Below are 20,599 nucleotides of genomic sequence, written 5' to 3'. Positions count from 1 at the left end.
CACTACTAGACCACTATCAAACCGTTCATATTTAGAGATAAAATAGAACCGCCGTATACGGAACCGTACGTACGGTGGTGTGAGAGGACGATGATTAAATTAATTAATTATCTCCTACTCGATTTAGCTCTTTAAAGTTATCTAGTATAGTGGCTAGGTCAGTTAAAGGAAATGAATTAAATTAAATAGTTGATTAAGAGACGATGCTATGATAGGAGGTAAAGATTCATAAGAAAGGGGAAAATTAAATGAAATTTGGAAACAAGCCTCTCATCAGTGGTATAAAGAGAAATAAGGACGGAAATAATGAATCATAGACCGAGGAAATCGCAAAAATCTTACACCATTTAACAAGAAATCAAAAAGGAAATGAAATCATGACGAAATATATGAAACCATCACCAGAAGAATTAAGAATGAATTTGACACCTTTACAATATGAGGTGACACAAAATAATGCAACCGAACAACCGTTTTATAACGAATATGATCAGCATTTTGAAGAAGGGATTTATGTCGATGTTGTCAGTGGGGAACCCTTGTTTTTATCGTGTGATAAATTTAATTCGGGTTGTGGGTGGCCTGCTTTTTCAAAACCTATTTCACGCCAAATGATTAAGGAAAAGGCAGATTGGTCACATAACATGCATCGTATTGAGGTTAGAAGTACACAAGCAGATTCTCATTTAGGCCATGTGTTTAATGATGGACCGATTGAACAAGGAGGATTACGTTATTGCATCAATTCGGCGGCTTTACGATTTATTCCAAAGGAAGAGATGCAAGCAGCGGGTTATGGGGAGTATTTACCGTTATTAGGTTTGAATGAATGACTTTATTGAAACGTAATAAAGATTGTCAGACAAGCAATACGAGAAGTAAAATATGAGGTTTCATCACGAATAGGAGATCCATTGTTTTCTAGGCAGCTTGATACCGCTTTAATACGATCTAATCAATCATTCCAAAGCGTTGAATGGAGTGAAGAAAGATTAATCAAAATACGATTTTAATTTTATTCTAATCAATAGTTTTAATGAAAGAAAGTCTAAATTTAAATGTTAAGGCTTTCTTTTTTTATGACGATTAAGGATAGAATAATGTTAAAAAACGTCTATTTTATCTCTTGATTTTCTAATACGGTATGCTAAAATAGCCATTAATTACCAAATTATGTAATTAAATTCTTGCTAGAGGGGGAAATCTAGTAAGGATCTAATTAAATAAATCATAAGGGGGAATCCTATATGGCACGTCAACAGTGGAGTTCAAGAAGTACTTTTGTCATGGCTGCGGTTGGGTCAGCCGTAGGGTTAGGGAATGCTTGGCGATTTCCGGGAATCGCATATCAAAACGGGGGAGGGGCATTTTTAGTTCCATACTTTATTGCCTTATTTACAGCCGGAATCCCATTACTAGCTTTAGAGTTATCAATTGGTAAAAAGTTTCAATCAGGTGCGCCAGGGGCGTTCGCTCAACTAAATAAGAAATTTGAATGGTTTGGATGGTGGGGAGTAGGAACCGCATTTTGTATCGCGGCTTACTACTCTGTTGTCGTAGCTTGGGTGATTGATTATGTTGCGTTATCTTTTAAAGTACCGTGGATGGATAAAGCTGCAGCTGAAGTGTTTACACAAGGGGTGTTACAAGTCTCAAGTGGGATGTTTGATTTAGGAGGATTTAGTCCTGTTGTTTTACTTGCGCTAGTCTTTGCGTGGCTAAGCATTTGGTATTGTATTCGTCATGGCGTAGCATCTGTAGGGAAGGTTGTAAAATATACTGTTATTTTACCAATTATTTTACTTATCTTTTTAATCATCCGAGCGGTGACTTTACCTGGTGCTTTAGAAGGATTAAGTTATTATTTAGTTCCTGATTGGTCTAAATTATTGGATATTAATGTTTGGGCCGCAGCTTATGGTCAGATTTTCTTTAGTTTGAGTATCTTATTCTCCATTATGGTGGCCTATGGAAGTTATTTGGGTAAAGATGCAGAAGTGACTAAGGATGCAATGATTATCGGTTTAGCTGATGCTGGAATTAGCTTTTTATCAGGGTTTGCTGCCTTTGGAACACTTGGATATCTCGCTCAAATTAGTGGAACACCGATTGCCGAGATGAAGCATACTGGAATTATGCTCGCCTTTGTCACTTATCCTGAAGCGTTAGGACAAATGCCTGGTGGAAGATTTGGAGTCATTTTATTCTCATTAATTTTCTTTATCATGTTATTTACATTAGCGATTGACTCGGCATTTTCTATCATTGAAGCGATTATTACAGCATTTGTTGATAAATTTGGATGGAATAAGGAACGTACAACCTTCTGGTTTTGCGTGGTCGGATTCTGTGCAAGTTTAATTTTCGCCACTCGTGCTGGACTATATTGGTTAGATATTGTTGATCATTTTGTGAATGATTTTAACTTAATCGCCATTGGCTTTGTTGAATGTGTGGCGCTAGGATGGATTTTTGGTGCCAAAAAACTTCGTGAGTATCTCAACTCTAATACAACCTTTAAGTATGGAGTTTGGTGGGATGTTGCGATTAAATATATCTGTCCAGTTATTTTCTTATTTATCAGTGTGACTTATCTCATTACGAATATTAAAAATCCATACGATGGTTATCCGGTAGCACACCTAGTGATAGGTGGATAGGCAGTTGTCGTTTTAACGCTTGTCTTTGGTATTGTGATGAATTGTATTCATACGAAAGATCGTTCAAAGTCTACAAAAAATGAAAAAGCGACTGTTTAATAAAGCAAGGCCAGTCTTAATTAGCTAGACTGGTCTTTTTTATGTGAAGTCACCTTCATCTCATAAAAGTCAAATTCTTGACGCAATAAGGTAAAATTGGTTATCATAGAGTCATTTAGATAGGAGGATTTTGATGGACGATCAATTATATATTCAAAAAGAGGCTGAAATGCTATATCAGTACATGATAGATGATGGAGAAACATTTAAAAAACCAAAACAAATCTATCATCAGATTTTTAAAAGTATCCAAAGTAGTGTCGCCTGTGAATGTGGAGGACTTAATCAATTAGAAATCTCTGAACAAGAAGTCAAAGAGATTATTCAAAAAGTTGTTGATGAGCATCCGGTAAGCTTGATTAAATAAGATGAATAAGGTTAACAATTCCCCAAGTTACTTTATAATTTGGGGAATTTTTTGTTATAGGTGGTAAATAGTCACTGATAAAAGAGATAGCAAATTTATATAAACTTCTAGCGTGACGATATGAAAATCTTACTTAAGTAGGAGTAATTAGAAGTAGAAGGCGATTACTAAATCCAATGAGTCGCAAGATTGGTTGTATGGAGAGTGGGCATTATAATCTTATAGAATAAATGTGATCAGATAGCATCTCATCAATAATTAGTTTTTTTAGCAAACAGTATTTTTTACTGTTCTTTTTTATCACTAAAATACAGGTAATTATTAAAAAAATATCAGAAAATTGATTTTAATTCGCACAAAAAGTAATATTTTGAGGGTATTTTTGCGTAGTATTAATAGGTAATATTAGGAAGGGATTAGGAGGAGGAGGCATGAAAAAATTCTATATGAGTCTCGTAAATCATCGGAAAACGATGGTTATGATTTTTACGATGGTTTTTGTGGTGTGTTTATTACTTGGGAATCTAGTTAAGGTCAATTATGATATTAATGACTATCTGCCAGAGAGTAGTCCCTCTACAGTATCCCTTGAGTTGATGCAAGAAGAGTTCGATGGGGGGATTCCTAATGCGCGTATCATGATTTCTGATGTTACAATTCCAGAGGCTTTGGAATATAAAGAGAAGTTGGAAGCTGTTGAGGGAGTCACAGCTGTTACTTGGCTAGATGATGTGGTCAGTATTTTTGTTCCTATTTCAACACTAGATACTGATACTCTCGAAACTTATTATAAGGATAATAATGCATTGTTTACAGTGACCATTGAGGAAGATCGTCGTATTGAAGCGGTATCTAGTATTCGTGAAATCATAGGTGAAGATAATGCGATGACAGGAAGTGCTGTTTCAACCGCTATTTCAACGACTGAGACTGTTTTAGAAGTCAATAAAATTTCAATTTTTACAGTTTTGTTCGTTTTAGTTGTCCTAGTGATGACGACAAATTCATGGATGGAGCCACTGATTGTTCTGATCGGCCTTGGTCTTGCTATCGTCATTAATAATGGAACGAATTTGATTTTTGGTGAGATATCGTTTGTTACGAATGCAGCAGGAAGTATTTTACAACTTGCAGTCTCGTTAGACTATTCGGTATTTTTGCTTCATCGTTTTGAAGAATGCCGTCAAGAAAATCCAGACGTTAAAGCTGCGATGACGGAGGCACTTTGTAAGTCAACATCCTCGATCCTTTCTAGTGGATTGACAACAGTTATTGGTTTTTTGGCACTGGTACTGATGCAATTTAGACTAGGACCTGATCTTGGTCTTGCTTTGGCAAAGGGCGTGGCAATTAGTTTGATTACGGTATTTGTTTTCATGCCGTCATTTATTTTATTGACCTATAAATGGTTAGATAAAACAAGACATAAAGACTTATTACCTAAGTTCGATTTATTTGGAAAGAGTGTGCAAAAAATGACAATTCCTATGGTTTGTATTTTTGTTATCCTCATTATACCTGCTTATTTAGCTTCTAATGCTAATGATTATTATTATGGTTCATCTAATATTTTTGGTAATGAAACCCAACTGGGATCAGATACAGCTGTAATCGAATCAGTGTTTGGCAAAAGTGATACCTATGTACTGATGGTGCCAGCAGGGGATACAGCCACTGAAACAGAACTTTCTCAGGAATTAAATAACCTACCACAAGTCACAAGCATTATTTCTTATGTGGATTTGGCTGGGGCAGAGATTCCACTGGAATATCTAGATGAAAATACACTCTCACAGTTGATATCAAAAAATTATAGTCGAATGGTGTTATCAGTTGATGTTCCTTATGAGGGAGAAGAGACTTTTGCTTTAGTTGAACAAGTTCGCAACATCGCACAAAAATATTATTCTGATACGTATTATTTAGCTGGTGAGGGTGTCAGCACGTATGATTTGATGGAGACTGTAACCGATGATATGGTTAAGGTTAATTTTATGGCAATTGCAGCCGTATTTATTGTTCTCTTATTATCACTACGATCAATTTCTTTGCCAATTGTTTTAGTACTTAGTATTGAAACAGCCATATGGATAAATCTATCTATCCCATACTTTATGGATACGCCTATTTTTTATATTGCTTATTTGATTATCAGTTCTATTCAGCTTGGGGCAACTGTGGATTATGCTATTTTAATGACCGATCGATATAAGGAAAATCGTGAAATGATGAACAAAAAAGCAGCGGTTATTCAAACAATTTCTGATGTGACTGTTTCTATCTTGACATCAGGAAGTGTCTTAACGGTAGTTGGCTTATTACTTGGATATATTACGACAAATCAGCTGTTAGGACAGCTTGGTATTTTTATTGGACGCGGTGCTATCTTATCATTAATCATTGTATTGTTTGTGCTACCGGGACTTTTATATCTATTTGACCCATTAATTATTCGGAAAAGGAAAATCAAGCAGATACAAATGGGAGCTGATTAAGAATGTTAACAGGAGGTCATCTGAAAATGAAAAGTGTAAAAGGGAATGAAAGTAAAGTGATTGCCACTACATTGGCTGTATTGATGTCTATTTCAATGCTACCAGTGATGGCACATGCCGTATCTGAAAATACACCCAAAGAAGAAGTCGTATATATTAATCTGAATAACGATGGTTCAGTGGAGGAAATTAATGTTGTCAATATTTTTGAGTTGAATGAAAATAGTGAAATAGTTGATTACGGAAAATATAAGTCCATTCGAAATATGACAACAACAGATGAAATTAAAAATCTTGATGATACAATAATAATTGATGCACAGGCAGGAAAGCTTTATTACGAAGGGAAACTTGATAGTCGTGTGATTCCTTGGGATATTAGTATTCAGTATTATATGGATGATAAAGAATATACCGCTGATGAAATTGCCGGTCAGAGTGGAAGTTTGAAAATTAAGATATCTGTAAGTAAAAATGAACTAGGGCAGTCCGATTTTTTTGATACTTATGCCCTTCAAGCCTCTTTAACATTGGATACAAAAAATTGTGCAAATATTGTGGCAAATGAGGCAACTATTGCGAATGTGGGTAGTGATAAGCAATTGACTTATATTTTGCTTCCTGGTCAGGAAGCAGACATTACGATTACGGCTGATGTCACTGATTTTGAAATGGGGGGCATTTCGATTAACGGGATTCCACTTAATCTGAATATTGAAGTGGATGATGAAAAGCTAATAGAGCGAGTCACTGAATTATTAGATGCGATTGAACAGTTGGATGATGGAGCTAACGAACTAAAAAGTGGTGTAGCTGATTTGCAAGAGGGTGTTAAGAATGATTTACAAGCGGGGGTTAACGATTTACAAAATGGTGTTCAAAATTTGTATGCGGGGACTAAAAGTTTAAAAGATGGTGGGAGTTCATTACAGAGTGGCGTGGCAAATTTACAAATTGGAGCAGAAGCATTAAATGAGGGACTTCAGTCGTTGAATGATGGGATTGTCCAAATTCAAACGGCACTTCAGTCTTTGAACGGTCAATCATCTACTTTAACGGAGGGTTCTTCTAAAATCAAATCAGCATTGTCACAGATTCAAGGCGCTCTTAACAGTGTATCAGTAACAACAGATGATTTTAAAGCATTAATCCAAGCCTCTAGTGAACTTAAATCAGGTATAGAGTCTTTGGTGTCTAATGTGTCTTTTTTATATCAAAACGTAAGCTATGAGTCTTATAAATCTGTCATGTTACAAAATGGTCTGGATATTGAGGCGTTAAAACAGAGTAATGATTCAGCGATTAATGCGTTACAAGCCACTATTGTCTCTTTAAGTGAGCAGATTGCAACACTGCAAGCAGCTGGAGTAGATACAACACAGCTTCAATCCCAAGTAGCGCAACTCGATAATATCATTTCACTATTTGGAGCTAATAATGCTAGCATTAGTGGGACAGAAAGCTATCTCTCTACTATTCATGAAAATCTCTCAGCATTGTTAGAGGCGGTAACAGCATTACAAACGAATTATACAATCTTTGATGCAAAAATAGATGAACTTGTTAATATGCTTGGCGGTCTAGCTTATAAGCTCACTGAGTTATCGACGGCAATTAATACTTTAGTGACTGAGTATGAAAAACTTGATTCGGGAATTAATGCTTATACAGAAGGGGTGTCAGAAATCCTTGCCGGTTATTCACAGGTATCTGATGGGGCGACTAAGCTAGTAACAGGTAGCGGGACGCTAAAAAATGGAACAGAAACACTTTATAGCGGAACCAGTGATTTACTTTCAGGAATTGTTGAAGTTTATAATGGGACAGGGACATTAACAGATGGAACTGGCACATTAGATGAGGGAGTTGCTAAATTGTTGACTGGAATCGTTGATCTTTACGATGGAACCGGTGAATTAAAGGATGGAACCACAACAATGCGTGAAGAAACGTCAGGCATGGATACAGAAATCAGTGATAAAATAGATGAATTGTTAGAAAGTATCACTGGAGGAGACAGAGATATTGTTTCATTTGTATCAGAAAAAAATACGAACGTAAATGCGGTACAGTTTGTCATTCAGAGTCAGGCGATTGAGGTATCGGAAGTAGAGGAGAATTACTCACAACCAGTAGAAGAACTTAATTTTTGGGGTAAATTGTTAAAACTATTTGGCATTGAGTAGGCTGAAATATCTTTTATACGAATACTTGAGAATGTTTAAATAATTAAATTCGGTTTACTATAGAAAAAGCAACTAGATGGCAATACGCTACTGAGTTGCTTTTTTTATTAAGACACTAATTTAGTATTTGAAATTAATAGTAAGTATTTAATAGGCTAGATTGGACTTGTCGTGAGAAGATTGAGTTGATTAGATGTGCCAGTGTTGTACGGATATTGAGAAGAACAGGATGGAACGATTAGCTGAAAAGTGGGGATAGATAGTCATTGAAGAGGAGAGCGCACGTTGTAATTCTAAAATCGTGAGCGAATCGAGTTTGAGTATTATCAAATTAAATTCGTAGCCATAAGACTGATTCAAAAGTTGCTAAAATATTAAGTGATAACTTTCTCTTAATTTCAGTGTGTAATAAGAAACCAGATATGAAGGGTGTCCAGTGGATTAAAGCGGACATGTCTAACTTTGTTAAATTCAAATATGACTTTGATCGAATTCTTTCTATAATGTTAAATAACTAAAAAATCGAATCTGTTTTGACTCCGTTATTTTTAAAAACATATAGAAATAACGGAAATAATGAGGTAAGAAAGAGTGTAATATCAAGGGTTGATAAGAATTCATATATAACTTCCTATAATATATATTATGTAAACTTATAAGTTTACATAATGAGGATTATTGGTATTTTAGGCACAATGACTATATAAGTCCAGATAAGTTTTTTACATCGTAAAAACTTTTAGCTGGACTATAGTCTGCCTTGCACGGCATAACCATCTCATATTTCGGTTGATGTATTAAATGTAGAAAACATTTCTGTTTGTATATAGATTTTTGTACATATTTTAGTTTTAGTGTTTAAAACTAAGATTATCTTAATTTTAGTAAGATTATCTTAATTTTAGGAGGTTTTTTTATATGCGTGTTCCTTTATGGTTAGATACGGTTTCGGCACCCAATTATCCGACACTTACACATCCTCTAGATGTTGATGTATGTATTGTTGGAGCTGGAATTACTGGTGTGACGTTAGCTTATTTACTCAAAGATACTGATTTAAAAGTTGTTTTAATTGATTCCGATCATGTTTTACATGGGACGACGGCTTATACAACAGCAAAAGTGACGGCCCAGCATGATATTGTTTATGATGAAATTATCCATTCTTACGGTGAATATCAAGCTAAGTGCTATGCGAATGCTCAAACAGATGCCCTTTATTTCATTGAGCAAACCATTCAGCAATTAAAGATTGACTGTGAATTTGAACGAAAATTTGCAGCAATTTATACGCAAGATCCTACGTATGTTCCTGTGCTTGAAAAAGAGTTTAAAGCTTATCAAACGTTAGGGTTAAAGGGAAATTTGGTAGATGAATTAGATTTACCTTTTGCGATTGAGAAAGCATTGATTTTAGAGGATCAGGCACAGTTTCATCCCTTAAAATATACACTTGGCTTACTCAACTCTATTGCAGAAGCTTCTAATATTGAAGTTTATGAAAATACGCCTGCCACAGATATAAAAAAACAAGATTCTGCTTATGTGATTGAGACAGCTTTTCATGTGGAAATTCGTGCCCAAAAAGTGATTCAAACCTCACACTTCCCTTTTTATGACGATCTTGCCCTACTCTTTGCTAAAATTGAACCTTCTCGTTCTTATTTAATTGCTTGTGAGGGAGCACAAAATTTACCCGAAGGGATGTATTTGTCTTACGAACAGCCGACGCACTCCGTTCGAACCTATCAAGATTTATTACTCATTGGTGGTGAAGATCATCGAACAGGAAATCAAGAAGATACAGTGGCTAAGTATGAGGCATTAAAAGGTTTTGCTCATCAGAATTTTCATGTCGATGATGTGATTTATGAATGGTCAACACAAGATTATGAGACGGTTGATAAGCTTCCTTTTGTCGGTCGGATGCAAGAGAATGATAATATCTTTGTCGCAACAGGTTTTCGAAAATGGGGAATGACGAATAGTACGGCAGCTGCCCTACTTTTACGTGACTTAATTTTAGACAAAGAAAATCCATATGAACCTTTATTTAGTCCACAACGTAAAAATTTAAAAGCACAAATCAAAAATCTAATCTTTTATAATGCTCAAGTGGCGTTTGAATTGTTGAAAGGAAAATTACAACACGTAGAAGGAGTAACCTCACTTAATCCTGGTGAAGCGACAGTTATTTCTACAGATGAAGGAAAATATGGCGTTTATAAAGATGAAAATGAGGAGTTATTTGTTGTCGACATTACGTGCCCTCACTTAGGATGTGAGTTGAATTTCAATCGTGCAGAATGTACATGGGATTGTCCATGTCATGCATCACGTTTCTCATATAAAGGTGAGATTATTTCGGGACCTGCTCATTATTCATTGAAGTCGACGAAAAATAAAATTGATCCGAACCTCTTTTAATTTATCTACAAAATAACTCATAAACAACAACTGATGCTATAAACGTTATGTTTTTAGTGTCGAAACTAGTGGTAAATCGTCAAAAAAGGATGTTATCGACTCCCCTATTTCATTTTATTGTGTTTCATTGAGGGGATTTGGTTGAAGGCAGTTCAAATAGAACGTATAATAGATTTGAGCCTGTTGTGCTCACACTCCTTATCTTTACCTACATTCCTAAAACACCATTGACCGGCAATGGTGTTTTTTCTTTACGCTATGTTTTAGAATAATGTTGATATTTAAAAAGAAAAAAAGCTGAAACTTATATTTCAGCCTTTTTCTTTTTAATTTATTCTAATTACTTATGTTCTTCCCATTTACATTCTGTAAATTGGATTTCTGTAAAAGTGGCTTCAAATGAAGAATCTTCTGGACTACAAGCATATACTCCAATTCTTATTTTGCCTTGCCCCTCAAATAAATGGAAAATCCTCATTTGTTTATAATGAATTCCATCATATGAATTTTCAATACAATAATCACTACTACGTCGGCTGAGCCTATAATACATTTCTTTTTGTTTAGCTGGGATATCTGTTGTTGCCCAATCTGAATACCCATGATTAGTCACAACACTCCCTAATCGTTGATAGTTCTCATTTTCATATTCTATAGATGCTTTAAACCAATTATCACTATCTTGATAAATTATGACCCCACATTGGTCAAATCGATGTTTACTGTTAAATTGTGTTTTCACACTAAAAGAAAAATATTTTTCACTTGTATGAATCAGTAATGCAGGCGCATTGTCATTTTGAAAGCCGTAGTAGGTTCTTTGCCAAAAATCTGTTTTAGGTTCCGTCTTAATCATTAATTTTTCATCTGATAAATTATATTCTTTAGGTTCGTAAATCCAAGTAGAATTATAACCTTTCAACAACATATCTTTCCCCCCTATAAAAGTTATCATTCATAGCCCTTATTTAACAACAATCTAACCTCGATTTCATAGCATTGGTTACTTAATGTTTAGGTTAATTATATACTAATTGTAATAAAATAGGAATATAGCAAAAAAACACTTACTTAAATACCTATTAACAATTTATGTAATTTATAGATGTTAAATTATATAAACTGTGGTTTGCGTCTTTTAATACTTTCATTTGATATGACAGAGTAACTTGCTTGTGATTGAACATATACCTTTTGAATCTTTGAGATTCCTTTTTCAACTTCGACTAAAATTTCTGGTAAATCAACTGATGCTACTCGCTTTAAAAGTGCTAAAATAACTGCTTTTGGTATAAATCAAACCCATCAAACGTATGTTCTAATAATATTATAATGGATATTTTAGGAGTTAGTTATGCAAATTCTGTGTGAAATATCAACACCTTTCTAAAACAGAGCCTTTCTTTATTAAAAAATAAAAAAATGACTATAACATTGTATAACTAATCATAAATAATCTATACTACTAATGAGCACAACTTAGACATTCAACTAGAGCTCACCTTTCTTCTCTTTCTCATACCTCTCTATTTGTAATGATATATTATTAATCTAAAAGACACTGATTCAGTGTTTTTTTTATTATTTATATAAACAGATAAGTTTTTCACATTTTTTCGCAGAGTCTTTGAATCACTTCCGAAGGTCTTTCATTGATATGTTGAATAAATCCTTGAACAGCGTTTCTAATCTCATTTATATTTTTATAAAAGACATGATGAATCACAGATTGTTTTAACCATTTCCATAATCCTTCAATTAAGTTTAATTCAGGACTATAAGGTGGTAAAAAGACTAACCTTAATCTATTTTTGTGTTCGTTTAAAAAAGGTTGTATGACTTTAGCGTGATGAATTCTTGCATTATCTAAAATCAAAACAATCCTTCCAGTTGGATATTCCTTTAAAACATTGTTTAAGAATTTAAGAAAAATCTCAGCTGTGTAACGTTCTTCTTCTTGAACATAAACATGACCTGTCTCATAGTTAAGGATTCCTATTAATTTGATACTTTTATTATTCCCGTAAGTAGGAATAATCCGTTGTTTTCCTTTGGGAAACCAATTATTGACTAATGATTGATAATCTCTAATGGAACTTTCGTCTTGAAACAATAAATGATCAATCTCTCCACGAATCAAAATTTTTTAATTGTTCGAATTCCTGTTTAAATCCCTCTTGTTTTTCTTGACTGGCTCTAGCTAATGAGTAAGTCGGACGTGAGTAGCTAAAACCTAAGCGTAACAACATGTCACGCATTCCTCCTTTAGTAAATGAGATGCCAAATTCTCTTTTTACCCAAAGACATAGAAGCTTACAATTACAAGTCATATAAGGTTCAAGCCCAACACCTGAAGGTGTTTTCTCAACTATCGTTTCAATTAACAAAGCTTCCTGTGAGGGTGAAAGTTTCTTCGGACAGCCTGATTTTGGGCGTGGGTTTAATCCCTCAAGTCCATACTTTTTATAATTTCTAACATGTGTTCCGATGGTCTGAGCAGTGAAGGGAACCATCTTAGCGATTTCTACATTTTTGTATCCTTGTAAGTGTAAATAGATGACTTGATAACGAGTATAAAGTTGTTTAGATGATGTTTCACGCATCGCTGTTTCAATTGATTTTAATTCTGTCTGATTCATAGTTGCCCCAATTTCTATCCTAAAATGTATGTTTAATACCTACTATTTTAACATAGATTTTGACGAATTTTGACCACAAGTGTTTGAACTTAAAAACTATGAATTACATTTCTGTTTATATATTTATAGAAAAAATTCTATTTTTATTTTGTATTTTCTTCTAAAAAGGTGTAACCTTAAATGGTAGCTGAAGGAGGTCTGAAGATGAAAGAATTTAGTAGTTTAGATGTAGCTAAAGCGGCTGTTAAAGTTTCAATGACCGCATCGAGAAGTGAAGAAGATCAATTAGTTCGTGAATTAAGATCGCAAGGTATTTATGCCACTGCAGTGGATATCGGGGGAAATTTACTTCAATCCATTCCGAAAATTATTGAGCGTGCGATTATTGCCTCACGTAAAACAAATGTGACAAAAGAATCTTTTATTTTAGATGGAGCTGTTGCAGGTGCAACACGTGATGCCATTATGCAAGTTTCAATGAAAGCAACTGGGTTAAATGCAGGAGGTAAAGTTGCCATTGCTCGCTGTGGTGAAAATTTAACCGTCTGTATTTTCTTAAGTATTGGGTTACTTCATTTAGATGATGTCGTCATCGGTCTCGCCCATCGTTCAGTACCTGCAAATCTGTAATTTTATAAATAGATAAAAAATCTCTATATCCCTTTTGACATTTATTACCAAAACCCATATAATAATCATAATTTAAAACTACTGAATAGTAGGAAAACATAAATCCACGGGGATTTATGAGGTAGAAATTATATGGGGATTTTGTAGGTTCGTAGAATGGTAGCTCAAGTAAATTAAACCTTTATTTACATAGGGTTTTTAAAGCCTACCTACAACTCTCTTTATAAGAGAGTTTTTTTTATTTCCATATAAGCAGGTGGTGTTTGACTCATCTGAGTTTAACAAGATAAAAAATGAATATAGGGGATGATCGTATGAAAGCCAGCAAACTGTTAAAATTTGTAGGTGTTGGGATGGTTTTTAGTAGTTTTTTATTTGCTTGTAGTCATAAAGACTCAGATGTAAAAACGATAGGTGTTTTACAGTACATGGAGCATGGTGCATTAGATGCAGCTTACGAAGGTTTCATCGCAGGATTAGCCGAGGAAGGATATATTGAAGGGGAAAATATTAAAATTGATTTAAAAAATGCTCAAGGGGATCTTACAACCACTCAAACTATTGCTAATCAGTATGTAAGTGACGATGTGGATATGATGTTCGCCATTGCAACACAAGCTGTTCAATCTGCCTATAATGCAACAAAAGACATTCCTATCTTAATGACTGCGGTGACTGATCCTGTTGAAGCTGGAGTCGTAAAAGACTGGAACCAGTCAGGAACAAATGTGACAGGAACGAGTGATTTAACGCCTGTTGCTAAACAAATGGAATTGATTACCGAGTTAGTTCCAGAGGCGAAAACAGTTGGTGTGATTTATACAACGAGTGAGGTCAATTCGGAAGTTCAAGTCAAGATGGCAGAAGAAGCCGCCTCTAACTTAGGGTTACAAGTGATTCGCGTGGGAGTCACAACGGTTAATGATATTCCTCAAGCAGTTGCATCTGTGATTGATAAAGTTGATGCGATGTATGCCCCAACTGATAACTTAATTGCAAGTTCGATGCCAGTTTTATGGAATGCTTGTTTAGATAAAAAAGTTCCCATTGTTGCTGGAGTGGATACGATGGTCATTGATGGTGGTATTGCAACTGAAGGGATTGATTACTATCAATTAGGATATGAGACAGGTTTAATGGCTGCTCAAGTATTAGAAGGAAAAGATCCAAGTACGATGCCAATTAATACCCTTCAAAATACAACGTTAATCGTGAATCAAAAAAATGCAGAAGCCATTGGATTATCCATTCCTGATTCGATTTTAAAAGGTGCTGAAATTATAGGAGGTGAATAAGATGGGAGTTTTATTAACAGTCTTAGAGCAAGGACTCATTTTTGGGATCTTGGCTCTAGGTGTTTATTTGACTTATAAAGTGTTAGATTTTGCTGATTTATCGGTTGAAGGAACCTTCCCACTAGGAGCGGCTATTACAGCCTTCCTTCTGACACAAGATGTCACTCCCCTACTCGCTGTGTTAATTTCTTTTTTAGGTGGCATGTTGGCTGGAGCTGTGACAGGAATTTTGCATGTTAAGCTTAAAATTACGAATTTGTTATCAGGAATTTTAGTGATGAGTGGTCTTTATTCCATTAACCTACGTATTATGGGAAAAGCGAATATTCCACTGTTTAATGAAGAACGTATTTTTTCAGGTGCGATTCCTATTTTATTAACCATTGTGATCATTGTAGTGTGTGTTAAAATCATCGTCGATTTATTTTTAAAAACGAAGTTTGGATTTATGATTAAGGCCACAGGAGATAATCCCCAATTAGTGACGACATTAGGGGTGAATCTAGGATGGGTTAAAATTGTATGTTTAATGGTTTCGAATGGATTGGTCGCTTTAGCAGGATCATTAAGTGCTCAGTATCAAGGATTTGCTGATGTTGGGATGGGAACAGGAACGATTGTCATTGGCTTAGCCGCCGTTATTTTCGGTGAAGCGATTTTTAAAAAAGCACGTTGGATTCTTCCAACCACGATGGCTATTATTGGAGCGATTTTATATCAAGGATGTACAGCTATTGCGTTACAGCTAGGATTCCCTGCAACAGATTTAAAATTATTAAGTGCGTTAATTGTTACATTAGCTTTAGCGTTAAATAATCATAAAATTAAAGCTTTTCCTACCCTATTATCTAAAACTTCGAAACCATCTAACATTAAAGGAGGGATTGCGCGTGCTAAACATTCAACAATTAAGTAAAACGTTTTATCCGAATACCGTCAATGAAAAGAAAATTTTTCAGGGGTTGGATTTAACGATTGAAGAAGGAGAGTTTGTGACGGTGATTGGAAGTAATGGTGCCGGAAAGTCAACCTTATTAAATCTAATCTCCGGAACGTTAACACCCGATGCAGGGGTTATTTCCTTACTTAATCATGAGATTACCCAACTAAAGGAATATCAACGGACACGCTTTATCTCACGCGTCTTTCAAGATCCAACGCTCGGAACTTCACCTTCTTTAACCATTCAACAAAACTTATCCTTGGCTCGTAATAAGGGAAAACGATTTGGTTTAGCATTTTTAGAATCTAGAAAAGATATTGAAACATTTAAAGCAATCGTTGCGCCTCTCCAACTTGGGCTTGAAAATCAATTGCAAACTCCAGTTGGTCTATTATCAGGAGGGCAACGTCAAGCGCTCTCTTTAATTATGGCGACTTTGGTGAAGCCCGATTTATTACTGCTTGACGAGCATACGGCAGCACTCGATCCTAAAACATCCGCTAAAATTATGGATTTAACGAATCAAATGGTCCAAGAATCAAAGATTACGACGTTAATGATTACGCATAATTTAACGCATGCGATTAAATATGGATCTCGTTTAATCATGCTACATGAAGGACAGATTGTTCTTGATATTAGTGGCCATGAAAAACAAGAACTAACGCCTGAAAAATTATTACATCAATTTGAAAAAAATGTGCATAATGGATCGCTCAGTGATGAATTATTATTCTCATAAAAAAGTGATGTCACGTAGCGACATCACTTTTTTTATGAATGGAAAAGAGACGATTCGATCTCTTTTATAAAACTGATCTAATATCATGATATCGTCGTATCTCCCCTATTCTACGATTTAAAGACTTTATTTTTAGTCGTTGATAGCTACGATTTTAAATACGATAGGCTACTTTTTTAAAACGTATTTAAAAATACTTTTTTGGAAAAAAATAGAAATAAACGTTTGACTTTTATTATTTAAGCTCATATAATAATCATAATTCATTGAAATCCAACTTAATCAATAGAAAATAATCCATGAGGTTGGTGTCTTTAGTAAATAGAGAGGTTTGAGAGACAACTCCTTTATTCTCAGCCAAAAGGTAATGTGATGTGAAGATAAAGAGGATGGTTTTACTCATTATGAGTTGAACAAAATAGATAATGATAGGAGGATGATCATATGAAAGCTAGTAAAGTATTAAAAGGTCTAGGGGTTGGGATGATTTGTTGTTATTGTAGCTTGCTAGCTGGTTGTAGTCAAAAGACGGATTCAGATATGAAAACGATTGGTGTTTTACAATATACAGAACATGCTGCCCTAGACGCTTCTTATGAAGGATTTATTGCTGCTTTAGAAGATGAGGGATATGTTGACGGAGACAACATTCACATTGATTTTAAAAATGCACAAGGACAAAATCCAACGGCACAAACCATTGCCAGCCAGTTAGTGAATAGTAACGTTGATTTAGTTTTTGCCATTGCGACACCAGCGGCTCAAGCGGCTTATAACGCGACAAAAGATATTCCAATTGTGATCACAGCGGTGACTGATCCTGTGGAATCAGGGTTAACAAAGGCATGGGATGTGAGCGGAACAAATGTGACAGGAACGAGTGATTTAACACCTGTGGCTAAACAAATGGAACTGATTCAAGAACTGTTACCTGAGGCAAAGACAGTTGGGATTTTATATACAACGAGTGAAGTGAATTCGGAAATTCAAGTGGCATTAGCAGAAGAAGCTGCGGCTAAGTTAGGGCTTGATATTATCAAAGTTGGAATTACATCTGTCAATGAGATTCCAAATGCCATTGCTTCTGTTGTTGATAAAGTTGATGTGATTTATACCCCAACGGATAATTTAGTGTCAAGCTCAATGCCAGTCGTTTGGAATGCCTGTCTTGAGAAAAAAATTCCAGTTGTCACAGGTGAAGAAGGAATGGCTAAAAAAGGTGGCGTTGCAACCGAAGGTATTGACTACTTCCAGTTAGGATATGAAACAGGTTTAATGGCTGCTGAAGTATTAGAAGGAAAAGATCCAAGTACCATGCCAGTTAAAACGTTAGAAAATACGTCTTTAGTTGTGAATCAAGAACATGCCGATGCGATTGGTTTAACCATTCCGGATAGTATTTTAGAACGAGCTGAAATTGTAACGAGTGAAGAATGACAGGCTGGATTCCCCTACTCTAACATAAAAGGATTAATTTGTTGCTAAAATGTATATCAAAGAAAGAGAGGTCTAAAAATTAGACACCTCTTTCTTTTTTTTGCCAAAAGGTTGCATCAAAGAACTGGAATGAGTAAAATAATTACGTAGTAAGATTAAAAAATAAATAACGTGGAGGCTTTTTTATGGCAAAAAAAGTAGCAGTAGTATTTACAGGTGGAACCATTTCAATGAAAGTAGATCCACGTCTGAAGGCCGCCATTCCGTCAATGTCTAGTGAAGATATTATGTCAATGGTCACAAACATTGATCAAATTGCTGAGCTTGATATTGTAGAGTTTGGAAAACTTCCAGGACCACATATGACACCCGAAAAAATGATGGAGTTAAAACGTGTGGTAGAAGAAAAATTAAATCAGGACGATATTGTAGGTGTTGTCGTAACACATGGGACGGATAACTTAGAAGAAACAGCTTATTTATTAGATATTTGTTTAAATACTGAGAAACCAGTCGTTGTCGTTGGAGCAATGCGCAATGGATCAGAACTTGGTTATGATGGGCCAAGTAATTTAGCAGCTGCTATCTGTACAGCGGTTCATCCTAAATCACGAAATAAAGGAGTCTTAGTTGTCTTAAACAACGAAGTCAATGCAGCCCGTGAAGTGACTAAAACTCATACGATGAGCCTGGATACATTTAAATCGTTAGAGTTTGGTCCAATTGGTATTGTCGATCAAGATGATGTCATCTATTATCATAAACAATCGATTCCAACTAAGCATGTGCAGACGGATCGTATTGAAACGGATGTTCATTTACTGAAAGCTGTCTCAGGAATGGACTCTACCCTTTTAGATTTCTTAGTTGAAAAAGGGGCGAAAGGAATCGTCATTGAGGCGATGGGACGAGGAAATGTTCCACCAATGATGATGGAAGGAATCAAACGTGCCGTTGCTCATCAAATTCCGGTCATTATCGTGTCTCGTTGTCCAATGGGACGTGTACTAGAATCGTATGGTTATGACGGTGGTGGTGCTCAATTAGTTGAAGCGGGAGCTATTTTAGCAAGTAACTTAAACGGTCAAAAAGCTCGTATTCAATTAATGTTAGTTCTAACAGTCGCTAAAAACTTAGAAGAAGTCAAATCATACTTTATAGATTAATTAAAAAGCGCAAAAGGAGGAAATTTCGCCTTTGCGCTTTTTTTCTATTAAGATAATTCTTCAAGTAAATATTGTTTGAAGTCTTCTATCACGACTTCTTTTTGAGTTAGCCATTGATCGTAAGTCGTCATTTGGGCTGTTATATCACGCAACGTATCCGCAATGACAGAGGCAACTTTTGTAATATTGTTTTCATAAATACATTCAACGTCATCAATGGAAACAATTATATGAGCGACGGTTTCCATGAGGGTCTCCATGACTTCATCAGCATGCTCTTCAAGTTGTGAATACAAAATCTTTTTAAGTCGTGTGATTGAAGATGAAGTTTGATACGCTTGTTCGAGGAAGCCTAAGAACTTTTCAAAATCATCGACGCTATCTTGAGGTTCGATTTCAAATAAGATTTTGAAGAAGAGATTCCAATGGAACTCTTTATTCATCACATCCCTAAAATACGGCCCAACAATCTGCGCGAACTTATTCGTATAATGAGGTTCACGTGAGAAAATAATTGGAACGTTGAATTCGACTTCCTCATTTGAAATTTGAGAAATACGTTCAAGTGCCTTAATAAGAGAATCACTAATATTTTGAATTTCTAGCATCCCATTTGGAAAGAATGTGTATTTCATGATGGTTTGGCATGCTTTTTTAATATTAACGTTCATTCCCAGTTGCTCTTTTAACTGTTTAGCAAAGACATCATTACACATTTTAGCCATCACTTCTTCTAGGTTACGACGTTGATACTCTTCATCCGTTTGTCGTTGTTCCACATTTCGGTAAATGGTTAATAATTGTTTATCGAGTAAAGCTAAGTTATTTTTAATCGAGTGCATCATTTCAATTAATAAATCATCGACTAAAAGGAAGTTATAATTTTTATAAATAATTTTATGTTCAATTTCACCCCAGAATGAGTTAACAAGTGATTTAATCTGTAACTCAAAGGGTAACTCATTATTCGTATCTGTGACAATTCCATCAATTCTGAAGATTTTAAATCCATTTTTCTGTTTTTGTGGTTGACGCCCGTCTAAGCTTAATTTAACATTTGGATTCATTTCATTATAATAGTACCCATCATCATTTCTCACATTAAAATGTTTTTTTAAGACTTTATAAATCGCACGTTCATCTTGTTCAAAGCGACATTCAATACGAACTCCAATTAAATCGGATAATTGATAAATCAGGCGGATGGGGTCATTGTATTTTTTATAGTATCCTTGGCGAAGAATTTTTTCTTTTAAGCTGTCTCGTCCTTTCACACGAGTGGTAATATTTAAATACTCCATCGTATGGAGGTTCATAATTTCAGTGAATTCCATCTGAAGTAATTTTGAAATGACTTCTAGTTGATCACGTTCTTTATCAAGTGTCGATAATGCTTTTTCAATATATCTAAATTCTGCTAATGGCAAGGTTAACTCCCCTTTTTGCTTAAAATCTTATATCTTTATTTTAACTCTATTTTTAATATGATGCTAATGAAAAATTAGTATAAATT

15 protein-coding genes and 1 pseudogene are annotated in these 20,599 nt (G+C 35.0%); 12 read left to right on the top strand and 4 right to left on the bottom strand.

Annotated elements, in window-relative coordinates; translation table 11 throughout:
* Positions 1 to 377: 377 nt before the first annotated feature.
* The 6 genes from msrB (at position 378) to NEH75_RS01930 (ending at position 10,234) form a co-directional block, all read left to right on the top strand.
* On the top strand, positions 378 to 833 hold the full coding sequence (gene msrB, locus NEH75_RS01955) for a peptide-methionine (R)-S-oxide reductase MsrB (RefSeq protein ID WP_262948435.1): 456 nt from the start codon (positions 378 to 380) through the stop codon (positions 831 to 833).
* A gap of 414 nt (positions 834 to 1,247) precedes the next feature.
* Entirely contained in the window at positions 1,248 to 2,660 is a 1,413-nt protein-coding gene (locus NEH75_RS01950; RefSeq protein WP_262948434.1) for a sodium-dependent transporter, read from the top strand.
* A 232-nt stretch (positions 2,661 to 2,892) separates the two neighbouring features.
* The gene (locus NEH75_RS01945; protein WP_262948433.1) at positions 2,893 to 3,126 is read left to right on the top strand and encodes a hypothetical protein; all 234 of its coding nucleotides are present in this window, start codon (positions 2,893 to 2,895) and stop codon (positions 3,124 to 3,126) included.
* A gap of 431 nt (positions 3,127 to 3,557) precedes the next feature.
* Positions 3,558 to 5,621 carry an efflux RND transporter permease subunit gene (locus NEH75_RS01940; RefSeq protein ID WP_262948432.1) on the top strand — a complete coding sequence of 688 codons (2,064 nt, stop codon included), beginning with the start codon at positions 3,558 to 3,560 and terminating at the stop codon, positions 5,619 to 5,621.
* Between the two features lie 26 nt (positions 5,622 to 5,647).
* On the top strand, positions 5,648 to 7,807 hold the full coding sequence (locus NEH75_RS01935; protein ID WP_202966249.1) for a hypothetical protein: 2,160 nt from the start codon (positions 5,648 to 5,650) through the stop codon (positions 7,805 to 7,807).
* A 918-nt stretch (positions 7,808 to 8,725) separates the two neighbouring features.
* Positions 8,726 to 10,234: an FAD-dependent oxidoreductase gene (locus NEH75_RS01930; protein ID WP_262948431.1), complete on the top strand. Its 1,509-nt coding sequence runs from the start codon at positions 8,726 to 8,728 to the stop codon at positions 10,232 to 10,234.
* A gap of 340 nt (positions 10,235 to 10,574) precedes the next feature.
* On the opposite strand, the gene NEH75_RS01925 is transcribed toward NEH75_RS01930, so the two are convergent.
* From NEH75_RS01925 to NEH75_RS01915, 3 genes and pseudogenes are all read right to left on the bottom strand, one after another.
* A complete protein-coding gene (locus NEH75_RS01925; protein WP_262948430.1) occupies positions 10,575 to 11,162 on the bottom strand; it encodes a DUF1349 domain-containing protein in 588 nt (195 codons plus the stop codon).
* Positions 11,163 to 11,347: 185 nt separating this feature from the next.
* Positions 11,348 to 11,464: pseudogene (locus NEH75_RS01920) on the bottom strand (IS1595 family transposase); the annotation flags it as partial.
* 376 nt (positions 11,465 to 11,840) lie between these two features.
* Positions 11,841 to 12,873, bottom strand: a protein-coding gene (locus NEH75_RS01915) for an IS630 family transposase (protein WP_262948429.1) whose coding sequence is annotated in 2 segments (ribosomal slippage) — positions 11,841 to 12,374 and positions 12,376 to 12,873 — 1,032 coding nt in all. Because the reading frame shifts where the segments join, the coding sequence is not laid out codon by codon here.
* A 204-nt stretch (positions 12,874 to 13,077) separates the two neighbouring features.
* On the opposite strand from NEH75_RS01915, the gene NEH75_RS01910 reads away from it, so the two are divergent.
* The 6 genes from NEH75_RS01910 to NEH75_RS01885 all read left to right on the top strand — a co-directional run bounded on the left by NEH75_RS01910 (position 13,078) and on the right by NEH75_RS01885 (position 19,086).
* Entirely contained in the window at positions 13,078 to 13,503 is a 426-nt protein-coding gene (locus NEH75_RS01910) for a HutP family protein (protein WP_055241747.1), read from the top strand.
* Positions 13,504 to 13,817: 314 nt separating this feature from the next.
* Positions 13,818 to 14,798 carry an ABC transporter substrate-binding protein gene (locus NEH75_RS01905; protein ID WP_262948427.1) on the top strand — a complete coding sequence of 327 codons (981 nt, stop codon included), beginning with the start codon at positions 13,818 to 13,820 and terminating at the stop codon, positions 14,796 to 14,798.
* 1 nt (position 14,799) lies between these two features.
* Entirely contained in the window at positions 14,800 to 15,714 is a 915-nt protein-coding gene (locus NEH75_RS01900; protein WP_055276171.1) for an ABC transporter permease, read from the top strand.
* On the top strand, positions 15,689 to 16,483 hold the full coding sequence (locus NEH75_RS01895; protein ID WP_068759722.1) for an ABC transporter ATP-binding protein: 795 nt from the start codon (positions 15,689 to 15,691) through the stop codon (positions 16,481 to 16,483). Before NEH75_RS01900 ends, NEH75_RS01895 begins: the two co-directional genes overlap by 26 nt.
* A 444-nt stretch (positions 16,484 to 16,927) precedes the next feature.
* Complete coding sequence (locus NEH75_RS01890) at positions 16,928 to 17,920, top strand: ABC transporter substrate-binding protein (RefSeq protein WP_262948425.1); 993 nt, start codon at positions 16,928 to 16,930, stop codon at positions 17,918 to 17,920.
* 185 nt (positions 17,921 to 18,105) lie between these two features.
* Positions 18,106 to 19,086 (top strand): asparaginase, encoded by a 981-nt coding sequence (locus NEH75_RS01885; RefSeq protein WP_055305117.1) that lies wholly within the window; start codon positions 18,106 to 18,108, stop codon positions 19,084 to 19,086.
* 47 nt (positions 19,087 to 19,133) lie between these two features.
* Here NEH75_RS01885 and NEH75_RS01880 read toward each other — a convergent pair whose 3' ends face one another.
* Positions 19,134 to 20,513 carry a GTP pyrophosphokinase family protein gene (locus NEH75_RS01880; protein WP_055305115.1) on the bottom strand — a complete coding sequence of 460 codons (1,380 nt, stop codon included), beginning with the start codon at positions 20,511 to 20,513 and terminating at the stop codon, positions 19,134 to 19,136.
* Between the last annotated feature and the right edge of the window lie 86 nt (positions 20,514 to 20,599).

The sequence above is a fragment of the Turicibacter sp. T129 genome (genome assembly GCF_025594975.1).
Taxonomy (GTDB): domain Bacteria; phylum Bacillota_I; class Bacilli_A; order MOL361; family Turicibacteraceae; genus Turicibacter; species Turicibacter bilis.
This window is presented reverse-complemented; position numbering and strand designations above follow the sequence as displayed.